The sequence below is a fragment of the Enterobacter cloacae complex sp. R_G8 genome (assembly GCF_024599795.1).
Classification (GTDB): Bacteria; Pseudomonadota; Gammaproteobacteria; order Enterobacterales; family Enterobacteriaceae; genus Enterobacter; species Enterobacter dissolvens.
Map to the genome: position 1 here is coordinate 2,583,755 of NZ_CP102246.1, position 14,816 is coordinate 2,598,570.

13 protein-coding genes are annotated in these 14,816 nt (G+C 57.0%); 3 read left to right on the forward strand and 10 right to left on the reverse strand.

The features are described 5' to 3' along the window. Positions 1 to 4 precede the first annotated feature (4 nt). A complete protein-coding gene (gene fdxH / locus NQ842_RS12220) occupies positions 5 to 892 on the forward strand; it encodes a formate dehydrogenase subunit beta (RefSeq protein ID WP_182381777.1) in 888 nt (295 codons plus the stop codon). Then, positions 885 to 1,541 carry a formate dehydrogenase-N subunit gamma gene (fdnI, locus tag NQ842_RS12225; RefSeq protein WP_014832018.1) on the forward strand — a complete coding sequence of 219 codons (657 nt, stop codon included), beginning with the start codon at positions 885 to 887 and terminating at the stop codon, positions 1,539 to 1,541. Before fdxH ends, fdnI begins: the two co-directional genes overlap by 8 nt. Positions 1,542 to 1,595: 54 nt before the next feature. Here the strand turns inward: fdnI and NQ842_RS12230 are convergent, their stop codons facing one another. Then, positions 1,596 to 1,919 carry a CcdB family protein gene (locus NQ842_RS12230; protein ID WP_258150358.1) on the reverse strand — a complete coding sequence of 108 codons (324 nt, stop codon included), beginning with the start codon at positions 1,917 to 1,919 and terminating at the stop codon, positions 1,596 to 1,598. 291 nt (positions 1,920 to 2,210) lie between these two features. Continuing rightward, positions 2,211 to 3,029 carry a polyphosphate kinase 2 gene (gene ppk2, locus NQ842_RS12235; RefSeq protein ID WP_248059632.1) on the reverse strand — a complete coding sequence of 273 codons (819 nt, stop codon included), beginning with the start codon at positions 3,027 to 3,029 and terminating at the stop codon, positions 2,211 to 2,213. Positions 3,030 to 3,197: 168 nt separating this feature from the next. Between ppk2 and araJ the strand changes: the two genes are divergently transcribed. Further along, the gene (gene araJ, locus NQ842_RS12240; RefSeq protein WP_257255876.1) at positions 3,198 to 4,373 is read left to right on the forward strand and encodes an MFS transporter AraJ; all 1,176 of its coding nucleotides are present in this window, start codon (positions 3,198 to 3,200) and stop codon (positions 4,371 to 4,373) included. 6 nt (positions 4,374 to 4,379) lie between these two features. On the opposite strand, the gene NQ842_RS12245 is transcribed toward araJ, so the two are convergent. The 8 genes from NQ842_RS12245 to NQ842_RS12280 form a co-directional block, all read right to left on the reverse strand. Beyond that, positions 4,380 to 5,471 carry an alkylhydroperoxidase domain protein gene (locus tag NQ842_RS12245; protein ID WP_014832015.1) on the reverse strand — a complete coding sequence of 364 codons (1,092 nt, stop codon included), beginning with the start codon at positions 5,469 to 5,471 and terminating at the stop codon, positions 4,380 to 4,382. A gap of 10 nt (positions 5,472 to 5,481) precedes the next feature. Then, positions 5,482 to 6,471, reverse strand: a complete 990-nt coding sequence (locus NQ842_RS12250) for a putative FMN-dependent luciferase-like monooxygenase (protein WP_063411661.1) — start codon at positions 6,469 to 6,471, stop codon at positions 5,482 to 5,484. Next, the gene (locus NQ842_RS12255) at positions 6,468 to 8,075 is read right to left on the reverse strand and encodes an ABC transporter ATP-binding protein (RefSeq protein ID WP_257255877.1); all 1,608 of its coding nucleotides are present in this window, start codon (positions 8,073 to 8,075) and stop codon (positions 6,468 to 6,470) included. Before NQ842_RS12255 ends, NQ842_RS12250 begins: the two co-directional genes overlap by 4 nt. Further along, positions 8,072 to 8,923, reverse strand: a complete 852-nt coding sequence (locus NQ842_RS12260) for an ABC transporter permease (RefSeq protein WP_257255879.1) — start codon at positions 8,921 to 8,923, stop codon at positions 8,072 to 8,074. Before NQ842_RS12260 ends, NQ842_RS12255 begins: the two co-directional genes overlap by 4 nt. Next, positions 8,920 to 9,864 carry an ABC transporter permease gene (locus tag NQ842_RS12265; protein ID WP_118282739.1) on the reverse strand — a complete coding sequence of 315 codons (945 nt, stop codon included), beginning with the start codon at positions 9,862 to 9,864 and terminating at the stop codon, positions 8,920 to 8,922. Before NQ842_RS12265 ends, NQ842_RS12260 begins: the two co-directional genes overlap by 4 nt. 10 nt (positions 9,865 to 9,874) lie before the next feature. Further along, a complete protein-coding gene (locus NQ842_RS12270; protein WP_063411657.1) occupies positions 9,875 to 11,494 on the reverse strand; it encodes a TIGR04028 family ABC transporter substrate-binding protein in 1,620 nt (539 codons plus the stop codon). A 150-nt stretch (positions 11,495 to 11,644) separates the two neighbouring features. After that, entirely contained in the window at positions 11,645 to 12,655 is a 1,011-nt protein-coding gene (adhP, locus tag NQ842_RS12275; RefSeq protein ID WP_013096530.1) for an alcohol dehydrogenase AdhP, read from the reverse strand. A 196-nt stretch (positions 12,656 to 12,851) separates the two neighbouring features. Further along, a complete protein-coding gene (locus NQ842_RS12280; RefSeq protein ID WP_257255880.1) occupies positions 12,852 to 14,561 on the reverse strand; it encodes an ABC-F family ATP-binding cassette domain-containing protein in 1,710 nt (569 codons plus the stop codon). Positions 14,562 to 14,816 lie beyond the last annotated feature (255 nt).

Here is a 14,816-nt window from a genome sequence, read left to right on the forward strand (position 1 = left end):
GTAAATGGCGATGGAAACACAAGACATTATCAAACGCTCCGCGACCAACCCGATAACGCCCGCGCCGCGCGCGCGGGATTATAAGGCCGAAGTCGCCAAGCTCATCGATGTCTCTTCCTGCGTGGGCTGCAAAGCCTGCCAGGTGGCTTGTTCAGAGTGGAACGATATCCGCGATGAGGTAGGGCACTGCGTTGGCGTTTACGACAATCCGGCCGATCTGAGCGCCAAATCCTGGACGGTGATGCGTTTTAGCGAAACTGACCAGAACGGCAAGCTGGAGTGGTTGATTCGAAAAGATGGCTGTATGCACTGTGAAGATCCCGGCTGCCTCAAGGCCTGCCCGTCTGCAGGCGCCATCATCCAGTATGCGAACGGGATCGTCGACTTCCAGCAGGATAACTGTATCGGCTGTGGGTACTGCATTGCGGGTTGCCCGTTTAACATCCCGCGCCTCAATAAAGAGGATAACCGGGTATACAAATGCACCCTGTGCGTGGACCGCGTCAGCGTCGGACAGGAGCCTGCCTGCGTCAAGACCTGTCCCACCGGCGCTATCCACTTCGGCACCAAGAAAGAGATGCTGGAGGTGGCGCAGCAGCGCGTGGACAAACTGAACGCGCGCGGCTACGACAAGGCGGGCATTTACAACCCGCAGGGGGTGGGCGGTACGCACGTGATGTACGTTCTGCATCACAATGACCAGCCGGAGCTGTACCACAATCTGCCGAAAGATCCGGCGATCGATACTTCGATCAACCTGTGGAAAGGGGCGCTCAAACCGCTCTCGGCGGCGGGTTTTATCGCCACTTTTGCCGGGCTGATTTATCACTACATTGGGATCGGGCCGAATAAAGAGGTGGATGACGACGAGGAGGAGGAACACCATGAGTAAGTCGAAAATGATTGTGCGCACGAAGTTTATCGACCGCGCCTGTCACTGGACGGTGGTGATCTGCTTCTTCCTGGTAGCGGTATCCGGGATCTCGTTTTTCTTCCCGACACTGCAGTGGCTGACCGAAACCTTCGGTACGCCGCAGATGGGGCGTATTCTGCACCCGTTTTTTGGCGTACTGATTTTTGTGGTGCTTATGTTTATGTTTGTGCGTTTCGTCCATCACAATATCCCGGACAAGCAGGATATTCCCTGGCTGAAGGGCATTATTGAGGTCCTGAAGGGGAACGAACATAAAGTCGCGAAGGTCGGTAAATACAATGCCGGACAGAAGATGATGTTCTGGAGCATCATGAGCATGATTTTCGTCCTGCTGGTGACCGGTGTGATCATCTGGCGTCCTTATTTTGCGCAGTACTTCCCGATGCAGGTCATCCGCTACGCGCTGCTGATCCACGCAACCTCAGCCATCATTCTGATCCATGCCATTCTGATCCATATGTATATGGCCTTCTGGGTGAAAGGGTCGATTAAAGGCATGATTGAAGGGAAGGTGAGCCGCCGTTGGGCGCAGAAACACCACCCACGCTGGTACCGGGAAGTGGAGCGACAGGAAGCGAAACAGGAGAGTACGGAAGGGATGAAGTAAAACGTCCTGCGCCGTCGGCTTTGCCCGGCGGCGCTTCGCTTGCGCGGGCCTACGTTATGTATTTGTCCCTAACGCATCTATCGCCGCAATCACGGTACTTCTTGCGCTGCGAAGATTGCATACATAGTTTTTATTATTTAATCTCTTTTTCTCCACGTGTGTTATACCAGCGGTATTGAGAAAATGTCTCTCAAATTCAATATTCACTAATGGTGCGGCGCAGTTGTAATGCCCATGTAAATTATTTTGATAGCTCAAAGGAACAATCAGTCTCGTTGATAAATCATCATAATAGACATGCTGAATTATCATAAAATAAGGCTGATACTCGCACGTCTTGTCTGATGGGTTACGATAAACATCGAACTGAAAGCACATCAAAGCCCTCCAAAATAAGGGTCATCTGATAATAATCCCGCTTTAGCAGTAAATTCATTCATAGCTTTTATGAATTCCTGATCCTGATGGCGCTGGCGTCTGCGCTCCTTTGGGGGTAACGCCTGGCGCGGTATCGTCTCAGCCCGGGTCGGTCTGCCACTGCAATTTCTTGTTCGGTTTGGTTTCATTTTTACCCTCCTTTGTTGGTGCGGTCATTATCAACCGCAGCCAACAAAAAACAATACCGTAACCCCTGGTAATCTACATTCTGCGAGCCGTCTTCCAGTAATGTCAGAATTTCTCTTCAATATACCTGAAAGGATATTTTGTTGGTTTGATCTTGCCAATTTTACGTTTTGGTAAATCCACCTGCTCAACGTGAATTTCTTTATAGGGGATCTGTGAAAGAAGGTGGGTAATAATATTCAGTCTCACGCGTTTTTTATCTTCCGAACGTGCCACAAACCACGGTGCCCAGGCGGTATCCGTTGAAGCAAACATGGCATCCCGCGCTACGGTGTATTCATCCCATAAATTGAACGATTTGATATCCATAGGCGATAATTTCCAGATCTTGCGGCCATCGTTGATGCGATCGCGTAGCCTGCGTTCCTGCTCTTTCGGCGTCACTTCAAGCCAGTATTTCAGCAAAATGATCCCGGCATCCACCATCGCTTTTTCCATCACCGGTGCGCCATCAAGAAACTTTTCAACCTGTTCCGGCGTGCAGAACCCCATCACCCGTTCAACGCCTGCGCGGTTGTACCAGCTGCGGTCAAATATGACGATTTCACCGGCAGCGGGCAGGTGCGGGACGTAGCGCTGGAAATAAAGCTGCGTTTTCTCTTTCTCAGTGGGCGCAGGCAGCGCGACAACGCGGAATACGCGCGGGCTGACGCGTTCGGTTATCGCTTTAATGGTCCCGCCTTTACCGGCCCCGTCGCGCCCCTCGAACACGATGCAGACTTTCAATCCTTTAGCGACCACCCATTGCTGGAGCTTAACCAGCTCAACGTGAAGGCGGCGTAGCTCTTTTTCATACTCTTTTGTTTTCAGAGGAGCATTCTTAACGACATCAACAGCGACACTGGTTTTCTTTTTGCTTACCATGATTGTCATCCTCAGGTTGTCCGGTCGCGGGGAAGAAGCGAGGCCGCATTAAGAAGTGTAATCCACCTGAATTAATGGATTAACGTGTCAGCCTGCCGATTTGAACTGGCTCACCATACAAGATTATTCAATAATGCCCGCTGCGAATTTTTCACACGTGGTTGTGGTATGAAAAAGACAATGTTCTCGTTAGCCCTCGGCACGTTTGGCCTCGGCATGGCTGAATTTGGCATTATGGGTGTCTTAACCGAACTGGCGCATGACACCGGCATTTCCATTCCCGCCGCCGGGAATATGATCTCGTTTTATGCCTTTGGCGTGGTGATTGGCGCGCCGATAGTGGCGCTGTTTTCCAGTAAATTCTCGTTAAAAACCACGTTGCTGTTTCTGGTTGCCCTGTGTGCGGTGGGCAACGCGATATTTACCTTTTCCACATCCTACTTGTGGCTGGCGGCAGGGCGCTTAATTTCGGGGTTCCCGCACGGTGCAATTTTCGGCGTGGGGGCGATTATCCTCTCGAAAATAGCGCCACCGGGGAAGGTGACGGTGGCCGTGTCGGGGATGATCGCCGGTATGACCGTGGCGAATCTGGTGGGGGTACCGTTTGGAACCTGGCTGGGGCACGCGTTCAACTGGCGCTACACCTTTTTCCTGATTGCCCTGTTTGACGCGCTGGTGATCCTCTCGGTACTGGTGTGGGTGCCGAACATTCATGACGCATCAGAAATAAAACTCACCGAGCAGTTTCACTTTCTCAAAAAACCGGAGCCGTGGCTGATCTTCGCCGCCACCATGTTTGGCAACGCTGGCGTTTTTGCGTGGTTCAGTTTTGTGAAGCCGTTTATGGTCAATGTCTCTGGCTTCTCCGAGGGGGTGATGACGATCATCATGATGTTGATGGGCCTGGGTATGGTGCTGGGTAACCTGCTGAGCGGGAAACTATCGGGTCGTTACAGTCCGCTGCGTATTGCGGCCACGACCGATATGGTGATTGTCGCCTCGCTGTTGCTGCTTTTCGCCTTTGGCGAACTGAAAACGGCCTCGCTGTTGATGGGCTTTGTCTGCTGTGCAGGCCTGTTTGCACTTTCCGCACCACTGCAAATTCTGCTGCTGCAAAATGCGAAAGGAGGGGAAATGCTGGGGGCCGCAGGCGGACAGATGGCGTTTAATCTGGGCAGCGCGATTGGCGCGTATTTTGGCGGGATGATGATTACGCTCGGCTTTAGCTGGAGCTATGTCACGCTACCGGCGGCGATGTTATCCTTCTCGGCCATGAGCGCGCTGTTGATCTACGGCCATCTGCGCGCCCGTCGGGCTCAGGCTAACGCTCGCGCGCTAGCCTGATTGCATTCAGGCCAGCCAGGGCTCGCCCAGGGTCAACATCAGACGGTTGGCCCAGGCGAAGAATGCCGCCGATTGAACCAGATCGAGTTGCGACAGCGTATCCAGCCCTTCCTTTTCCAGCGACGCCAGATGATGCGGCGTGGCGGCTGGCGGCGTGACTGACAGCGCTGCCGCAAAATTGATTTCCGCCTGCCAGCGCGCAGACTGCCCCTCACTCAGGGATTGGCCTGGACGAACCGCCAGAAGCGCCTCTACCGCCGGATCATCCTTAGACAGCTGGCTGGCTTTCCGCGCATGGACAGATGCGCAGTAGATGCAGCCGTTAATTTTACTGGTCACCGTGGCGGCCAGCTCGCGCTCGGCACGTGGTAAACCGCCCGGGGTGTAAAAAATCCCTTTATCCGTTAACGTACGTTGCTCAAGCACCGGCAGGTTGCGTCCCAGCAGGCGGAAATAGTCCGATTCGGTATGACCAAATTTCGTTAAAATGGCGACCTCATCGTCACGAAACTCCGCCAGCGGTTTGGCGGCGATCCACGGTTCCCAGCCCAGCTCCTGTTGGGTGAAGACGACAGGGGCGGTTTTACCCGTGGCCGTTTTTGTGCGGGTGTGCCAGATGCCCGCAGCCACCGGGGTATCGCTGGAGGCGACCGGTTTATCGTTCAGCAAACGCAGCCCGACAATGAGCCGGCTCTGGAAGCTGACAAAAGCGATCAGCTGCGCCAGCGTGACAATGCCTTCTTTGCTCCATCCCGCCTGCGTAAGGGGCTGTAATGCGCCAGGTGAGGCTTCGACCGGTGAGAACGTCAGTAGCCGCGCGAAATTCAGCGCTGGGGTCAGGCGTTCAGAGGTCGGATCCGCCAGGCCAAATCCGGCATAGTGTGCGGCTAATGCCTCTGCGTTGTGCCATCTGGCGACTTTTGCCGCCACGGCAAAACGCTCCTCCAGCGTAAAATCACTCTCCTGCTGACTAAACAGAACCTCGTAGCTGCCCTGGGCGTGACGCGTCGCGGCGTCGCGAATGGCACGCGCCTCTGCAAGGGGGGAGCCGGGTTTAATCTCCGCCAGCTCGGCGAGAATGTCCTGACTTAATGACATAGGTATCTCCTCAAAGAATGTGGGGGGCGATATGTTCTGCAATCAGTTCAATCGAGCGCAGGGTGTCGCGGTGAGAGGGCTCGACCGAATGCACCTGAAACGAGATGTCCGTGGCGCGCGTCAGAATGGAATCAGCCTTCAGCGAACGCATCACTGTCTCCGGTGAGCCAATATGGGCGTCAAACTGGCGACGATAATCAGTGACAGTGTCACCTGTTACAGTGTACCCGGCACGCTGATGCTGCTGCGCCTGCTTCGTTAAGCCCGGCGTGGCGACTTTCAGGGCATATTCGTCGCTGTCGGCGACGAACGCGGTTCGGGAGGCCAGAATACGTGGCGCAATCCCCGCCGGAAGCGCATCAAGATAGGCATCGACAATCGGGTTTTGGATCTCGTCGAGCGTCAAATCCGGTTGTCCTGCCGGACGCGGCTGAGTGCGGGAGAGCATCAGGCCATGTCCGGCCTGCGCGGCGCGAACGGCCCCCTCCACAGAGAAGGTGGCAATCCAGATACGCTGCGCCAGTTGCGGGGCCGGGGGATAAAGATGATTGTCAGGATGAACGAGCGAATCGCCGCGCCAGGCACTCTGGATCACGTGCAGATGGTCGGCAAACGCCGCGCCGCGCTCCTCAAACGTCAGGCCGAATGGCAGAAATGACGTTGGCGTACCGCCCGAACCGAAGCCAATCTCCAGGCGTCCGTTGGCCAGCAGATCCAGCACGGCTGCGTCTTCCGCCACGCGCAGCGGGTTTTCCATCGGCAGGGTGATGATGGCCGTGCCCAGGCGAATGGATTCGGTGTGCGCCGCCACGTGAGCCAGAAACAGCAGCGGCGACGGCAGACCGCCTTCCTGTTCATGGAAGTGATGCTGCGCAATCCAGGCGCTGTCAAAACCGTAGCGCTCGGCGTGACGGATCTGTTCCGTTGCCAGACGATAGCGCTCCTTCGGGGTGGCATCATCAAGCAGACGGGTGAAAAATCCCAGGCGTTTTCGCGTCATGCGAACTCCTCCGTAACGGGTGAAAAATGGGGGATAGCGTCAATCAGTTCACGCGTATAGCTGTTCTGCGGCGAGGCGAATAAGCGCTCCACATCACCCTGTTCCACAACCTGGCCGCTGCGCAGCACCGTGACGCTGTGGGCGATGCGGCGTACTGTCGCCAGGTCGTGTGTGATAAAGAGGTAGGTCAGCCCCAGCTGCTGTTGCAGTTGCTGCAGAAGTGCCAGAATTTGCGCCTGCACGGTAACGTCCAGCGCGGAGGTGGCTTCATCCAGAACCAGAATGGTGGGTTGCAGGATCAGCGCCCGGGCAATCGCCACGCGCTGGCGTTGCCCGCCAGAGAGCTCCCGGGCGGTTCGGGTTAATATCTCCACGGGCAGCGCCACCCGCTGCGCCACCGTCTCAACCCGGTCTTTACGCTCTGCTTTGCTGATGCGGGCGAAGTTTTTCAGCGGCTCTTCAACGATCTCAAATAGCGTCTGGCGCGGGTCGAGAGAGGCAAACGGGTTCTGGTAAACAAACTGGATTTTCTGGCGCAGCTGGCGGCGCGCCTCGCGGCTGAGCGTGGTGGCGTCAATGTCATCAATGATCACCCGGCCGCTGTCGGCCTGCTCAAACCCGAGCAAAATACGGGCGAGGGTGGTTTTCCCTGACCCCGACTCGCCCACCAGCGCATGCGTGCTACCGCGCCTGACGGTAAAGCTCACCTGATCCAGCGCCTGCAATTGTTGGCCCTTGCCCAGGGAAAACTGCTTGCTGATAGCCTGTGCACGAATGGCGGGCGAGGCCAGCGGGCGGCCAGAAACAGGGGCAATGGTTAACCGTTGTCCATGAAGATCGCTCAATAACTGGCGGGTATAGGCATGCTGTGGCGCACGAACGACGTCAGCGGTGGCGCCGTGCTCCTGAACTTCGCCGTGGCGAAACACCAGCAGCCTGTCGGCGCGCTCTGCGGCCAGCGCCAGGTTGTGGGTCACAAACAGCACGGCGGTGCCCGATTCCCGGCGCAGGCGATCCAGCAGATCAAGAATGCGCTTTTGCACCGTCACATCCAGCGCGCTGGTCGGCTCGTCGGCAATGATCACGTCCGGTCGCAGGGCAATGGCGATGGCAATCAGCACGCGCTGTTTCATGCCGCCGGAGAGCTGATGAGGATACTGTTTCATGCGCTGTTCGGGGTGGCTCAACCCCACTTTAGTCAGCAGGGCGAGCACCTGTTCATCACGATGTGCATGGGTCACTTTTTGGTGTAGTTCAATTATTTCACCCACCTGCGTACCGATGGTTTTCACCGGGTTGAGGGAATTACCCGGATCCTGCGGGACGAGGCTAATCCGCGCGCCACGAAGGGTATCGAGACGTTTAGCTGACCACTGGCTTATCTCCTCACCGTTGAGGATGATTTTGCCCGCATCACGCCGGGCGTTGTCGGCCAGCAATCCCATGATGGCCTGTGCAATGCTCGTTTTACCGGATCCTGACTCGCCCACAAACGCCAGCATTTCCCCCCGCTTGAGGGTAAAGCTGACGTTATGCACCACCTCTTGCCACTGGCGCGCGGTGCGGTAGCTAATCGTCAAATTTTCCACTGAGAGAACAGTCATGAGCGACCTCCGCTAAACTGCTGGCTGATACGGTTGGTGGCCAGCACCACGGCGATGACCACCACGCCGGGGAAGGTGGTTAACCACCAGGCGGTTGAGAGATAGTTACGGCCTTCGGCAATCAGTAAACCCCATTCCGGAATGGGGGGCGGAGTGCCATAACCGAGGAAGCTCAGCGTGGACAGCGCCAGGATAGCCTGACCAAACTGCAGCGTGGCGAACGCCAGAACGGCGGTCAGGGAGTTCGGCAGAATGTGACGCCACAGTACGGTCCAAAAGGTACCGCCGCTGCCATACGCGGCTTCAATGTAATCCGTATGGCGGATCCGCACCACTTCCCCCCGCGCCAGACGCGCGAAGCTGGCGACCGAGGCGACACCAACAGCAATGGCGGCGTTGACGGTGCCAAACCCGAGCAGAATGATTACCGTCAGAGAGAGCAGCAGGGAGGGAATCGACAGCAACACATCGACAAAACGCATCAGCAGGGACTCGACGCGCCCGGCAAACGCGCCGGCAATCACCCCCAGCCCGGTCCCCACCAGCAGCCCCAGGGTGACAGCCGCCAGCGCCGCGCTCAGGGAGTGAGACGCGCCGTACACAATGCGGGTGTAGACATCACGACCCAGTTGATCGGTCCCCAGCCAGTGTCCTGCCTGCGGTGCCAGACGTTGTGCCCCCGCGATGCCCTCAATCGGGTTATAGTGCGTAAACAGGCCGGGTGCCACGGCGGCTAACGCCGCGACAACGATTGTTGCCCACGCCAGCCATAACCCCGGTTGCCACTGCAGCCCCTGCCATGTCGGGACGCGTTTTCGCGCCGCGGCGGCGTAATCGACCAGACTCATGATGCACCTCCGGTAACAGTTTGCAGACGGGGATCGAACAGCGGCATCAGCAGATCCACCAGCAGATTGATCAGCACAAACCCGAGGGCGGATATCATCACCACCGCCTGCAGAACGGCGATATCCTGGTTATTTACCGCCTGCTGGGTCAGTTGACCCAGACCACTGCGGCCAAAAACGGTTTCGGTGATCAGCGCCCCGGCAATCAGTTCACCCAGCAGCAATCCGGCGATATTCAGTACCGGTAGCAGGGCGTTGCCGGTGACGTGCCGCCACAGCACGGCGGTTTCACTTAACCCTTTGGCCCGGGCAACGGCCACAAACGGCTGCGCGGCCACCTGATCCAGGCTGCGCATAAGAATTTGCGCCAGCGGGGCAGAGATCGGGATGGCGACGGTGACGATCGGCAAAATCAGCCCCTGCAGCGGCGTCGGGTTAATCACCGGGATCAGCCGCAATTGAAAAGAAAAGAGCTGGATGAGGGCAATCCCCAGCCAGAACGTTGGTAAGGAGATAAACAGGACCGGCAGGGACTGGATGAAATTGCTCAGCCAGCGCAGACCCGGCAGGCGTGAGGCAAAAGCCAGCGCAAACGCCAGCAGCACGGCCAGCGCAAAGGCGGGCAGGGCGAGGCTCAGCGTGTCCGGCAGGTTGCTGGCAATCAACTCACTCACCGGGACTCCGGCCTGGAGTGAATAACCAAAGTCCCCCCGCAGCATCGCCAGCAGCGTGTGGCCATATTGCTGCCACAGCGGACTATCGGCACCATACGCCACGCGCATCTCCTCGATTTGCGCCGGGCTGAGTCCCAGATCCGGGTTCTGAAATTTAATCAGCACCGCGTCACCCGGCAGCACCTGGAGCAACACGAACGAGAGGGTAAAGGCAGCCCACAATACCAGCAGGCCGTGCCCAAGACGTTGAAGAAGTGCGTGGCGCATCGTCAGCTCCTCAGTGTTTCTCAATCCACGCGCCGTAGAACGACGGGCGGCCAACCGCTTCAAAATTCACACCTTTTAACCACGGCGCACCGGCAAAGACCTGCGGCTCCTCGAAAATCGGAATGACGTAGGCGTTGTCCAGAAGATAACGCTGGGCGTCTCCCGTCAGCTGCAGGCGTTTTTGTGGATCGACCTCAGCCGAAATATTTGCCAGCAACGCATTCAGCTTGTCGTCACGGAAGTTTTTGACCTTGTCGCTGGAGCCACCTTTTTGCAGCAGTGCGTCACGGTTGGCGGGGTAAAACATGCTCTTCACCACATCCGGATCCGCGCGTCCTACTTCCGATACGGTGAGCGGCGTTTTGAGCGGGTCGAGGTTATCCAGGGTTCGGCTTCCGGCGTCACCGGCTTTGACGTTCAGCGCCACGCCCACCTGCCGCCACTGCTGGGCAACCAGCTGGAGCACTTCTTTGTTTTGCGGTTGTGGGAGTGATTCGTAAACGGTGAGCGCCAGACGCTGGCCGTCTTTTGCCCGGATCCCGTCGCTGCCGGTTTTCCAGCCCGCGTCGTCCAGCAGGGCGTTGGCTTTCGCCGGATCAAACGTCAGCCTGTCACTGAGATCGACAAAACCAGCGGCAGAACCGGCGATAACCGATTTTGCCTGCGGATAATGAGACGAGAAGAGGGTATCGACCACCTGTTTCGCGTTGGTGGCGTGCAGCAGCGCCTGGCGCACGCGGATATCGGCAACCAGCGGATTGTCCGGGCGGAAGCTGATGCTGTCATTGACCCCACGCGTAGGCGCCGCGTATATGTGATAACCCTGATCGGTGGCCTGTTTTTCGTCATACGCCTGCACCTGACGGATAAAGTCGGCCTGGCCCGCCAGCAGAGCGCCGACGCGCACGCTGTCCTCCTGGGTGACGATAAACTTGATGCCGTCGAGATTCGCTGGCCCCTGTTGCGCCAGGCTTTTCGGCCCCCACTGGTAGTCTTTGCGCGCCTCCAGCGTGACTTCTCGCCCGAGCTTTTCGTCTTTCACGACAAACGGCCCGGAGCCAATGATATGGCGGGCATCACCCAGGGCTTCGAAGTTACGCTTAAGCGTGCTCAGAGATACCAGCCCGGAGCCAATGGTGGCCGTCCCTTGCAGAAAGCCGGGTGACGGTTTTTTGAAGTAAAACTTCACCGTCAGCGGATCAACCACTTCACTGCGATCGTAGTTATTGATCACCTCCGAAACCGGTAAGCGCTGCGCCTTATTGCCCAGACCGTAAGTATCGAAGTTTTTAGCAACCGCACTGGCGTCCAGCGGTGTGCCGTCAGAGAAGGTGATCCCGGGACGGATTTTGAAGGTGTATTCGGTATTATCCGCATTGGTGGTCCAGCTTTCAGCCACCCAGGGTTCAACCTGCAGCGTCTTCGGGTTTTGCCAGGTCAGTTTGTCGGTAATTTGATTCAGAATGCCGCCGTTGGGATAAAACCCTCCGGCTGGCGGATAGAGGTTAGTGTGGGCCTGTTGTTCCAGATAGATCAGCGTCCCCCCCTTAACAGGAGACTCTGCAGACCAGGCTGCGGTGGAGGCCAGAATCAACGCCGTCAGCAGCGGCAGGCGAAAAGGGGTTTGCATGGTGAATTCCTTTGTTATCTTCTTGTTAGCGTCGGATTCATCATCGGGCGCACAGGAAAACAAGGGAACAAAGGAATTAAGATAAGGATTGCCGGAAAGTGGCAATAATAAAACCGCCCCATAAACGGAGCGGTTAGCGGGAACGGACCGTTACGAGCGTAAATCAATCACCATACGGCCGCGGATCTGGCCCTGTTCCATCTCTTTGAAGATGGCATTGATATCTTCCAGCGGGCGCATCGTCACTTTTGGCACCACTTTGCCTTCGGCTGCAAACTGGAACGCTTCCTGCAGATCCTGACGGGTCCCAACCAGCGAACCGACCACCTGGATACCGTCCAGCACCAGACGGGGGATATCCAGACTCATGGCTTCCGGCGGCAGGCCAACGGCCACCACGCGGCCACCGGCACGCACCGCGTCCACCGCCGAATTAAATGCTGCTTTCGCGACCGCCGTTACCACGGCCGCGTGTGCACCGCCGGTTTTTTCCTGCACGATTTTAGCGGCATCTTCGCTGCGGGAGTTGATGGTTAAGTCTGCCCCCATGCTTGCAGCCAGTTTCAGCTGTTCGTCGTTAACGTCAAGGGCGATGACTTTGGCGTTAAAGACGTTTTTGGCGTACTGCAGCGCGAGGTTGCCTAGCCCGCCCAGACCGTAAATCGCAATCCACTGGCCCGGCTTGATATGGGAGACTTTCACCGCTTTGTAAGTGGTGACACCGGCGCAGGTGATGCTGCTGGCCGCAGCCGAATCCAGACCGTCCGGCACTTTCACCGCGTAATCCGCGGTGACGATGCACTCTTCCGCCATGCCGCCGTCAACGGAATAGCCGGCGTTTTTCACATCACGGCACAGGGTTTCGTTGCCGGTATTACAGTATTCACAGTGGCCGCAGCCCTCAAAGAACCACGCGACGCTTGCGCGGTCGCCTACTTTCAGTGACGTCACGCCAGGCCCAACTTCTTTCACGATCCCAATCCCTTCATGGCCCAGGATCACACCGGTTTTATCACCGAAATCGCCATTTTTGACATGGAGGTCGGTATGGCAAACGCCACAGCACTCCATTTTAAGCAGGGCTTCGCCGTGCTTCAGTGGGCGTAGGGTTTTTTCGGTAACATTGACCTGATGATCCTGTGTAACAACAGCAGCCTTCATAGGTTTCTCCTTGTTTTTGATGGGTATGTGTATCGCAGGGGAATACTACTTAAGGATTAATAGTTTAGAGGAGTTATGCAAGGCGGCGGCAACATAATGTCACCAATTGATGCGATTTCAGATTAAGAATACAGCGATCCTCTAATAATTAGGGGGGGAATTGACTGGCCCGGCGAGGTCTTCGCCGGGCACAGACTTACAGTTTTGCTTCTATCACCTCAATCTCTTTACGCCATTGCGCCTGCAGTTGCGGTTTCTGATGTTTTGGCTTACGCGCCAGGTCTTCCGCCAGCAGCGTTTCCAGCGCGATCAGTCTTTCAAGCAGATCGTCTGAGGCGAACGCCTTAACGTCCGCAACCGCTGGCGTAGCCGACGGGGTCGCCAGGCCTGCGCTTTCACGCAACCGCTCGAATACCGCTTCGGCGTCATGCCATTCGCTCAGCGTACCGTCCTCAATCAGCCAGAAGCGGTTACAGCTTTGGGCAATCAGCTGTCGGTCATGGCTTACCAGCAGCACGCCGCCTTCAAACTGTTGCAGGGTAGCGGCCAGCGCCTCCTTGCCTTCCATATCCAGATGGTTGGTTGGCTCATCCAGCATCAGCAGACTATAACGGGCAAGCGTCAGGCCGATGAACAGCAGGCGCGAACGCTCCCCGCCGCTGAGGGTGCTGACCTGTTGCCCGTGACGCGCCCACGGGAACCCGGCGCTGATAAGCGCCATCTTGCGATCCTGTGGCGCTGGCCCAAAAGGCTCCAGCGCGTCGAAGATCGTTGCCTCGTCCGGAAGCTGATTCAGCGTCTGGTCGTAATAGCCTGGCGACACGCGGGGATGAAGTTTCAGGCCCGCGTTTGCCTGCTCATGCGCATAATGACGCCAGATAAGCTTCATCAGCGATGATTTGCCGCAGCCGTTACGCCCGACGATAGCCACCCGATCGCCGCTTTTAAGCCGCGCAATGTCGACGTGAAACAGGTCTGGCAACCCAGGTGCAGGCGGTACGCCGAGGTTTTCCATCTCCAGCAGTCGGTCAGCCCGCAGGGCATCACCGCGCAGGGTTAACGTCCATGGACTGCCTGCTGTCAGCTCTGTCTGGCTCTCCTTTAGCCGCTCGACCTGTTTTTCCATCTGTTTGGCTTTGCGCGACAGATCTTCGTTATCGTAGACCTTGCCCCAGGTGGCCAGCCGTCTGGCGCTGGCAGTTACGCGGTCGATCTCCTTTTGCTCCGCTTTATGTCGCAGCGTATCGCTTTCGTCTTTCGCTCTCAGCGCCTCACGTGCGGCGGTGCAGGGAAGGGCGAAGTAGTGCAACATTTTATCGCGCAGGATCCAGCTACCGTTGGTGACGGCATCCAGCAACTGCCTGTCGTGCGAGACCAGTACAAAGCTGCCGGACCAGTTTTGTAAAAACTGCTCCAGCCAGAGCATGGTAGGCAAATCGAGGTGGTTGCTCGGCTCGTCCAGTAGTAACAGATCCGGATCGCCGATCAACGCCCGCGCGAGCAGGAGACGCGTGTGTTGCCCGCCGCTCAGCGTCGCCGACGTTAAGGCCATGTCCTGCGGCGTAAAGCCCATACCCGCCAGCAGCGTTTCTGCTTTCCAGCGCAGGCTCTCGCGCTCAGTCGTGGGCAGTTGCGCCAGCACGGCATCCAGCATGGTCAGGGGATAAATGGCTTCTGGCAGATGTTGCTCAACGCGCGCCATCAGACAGTGTCCGGCTAGCGCGACCGTTCCGGCAGCCGGGGAATCTGTGCCGTCCAGCACCTTCAGCAGCGTACTTTTGCCGCAGCCGTTGTCGCCCAGCAGGCCAATGCGGTCGCCTTTTTTCAGCGTAAAGGAGAGGGAGTCGAAGAGCGTGCCAAACGCCGTATCAACACGTAAAGATTGTGCAGTGAGTAAAGTGCTCATTGTTGCTTACCCAAGAGTTACAGGCATGTTTATGCCTCGTCAAACATCGCTGACGATAACTCAGTAAGCCCGAGAGAAGGGATTTCAGGGGTTGGTGTCTTCGCTCAAGCAGAAGTTATCGCAGCACGATACCGATAACGCTTGAGCTGGTGCGATCACCAAATGTATGTGAAACATTGAAAATTTCACAGTACAGCATAATTGGCCTCCTTATATATTCAGTGGGTTAATGGATGAAAGGAGTGTAGCGGGGGA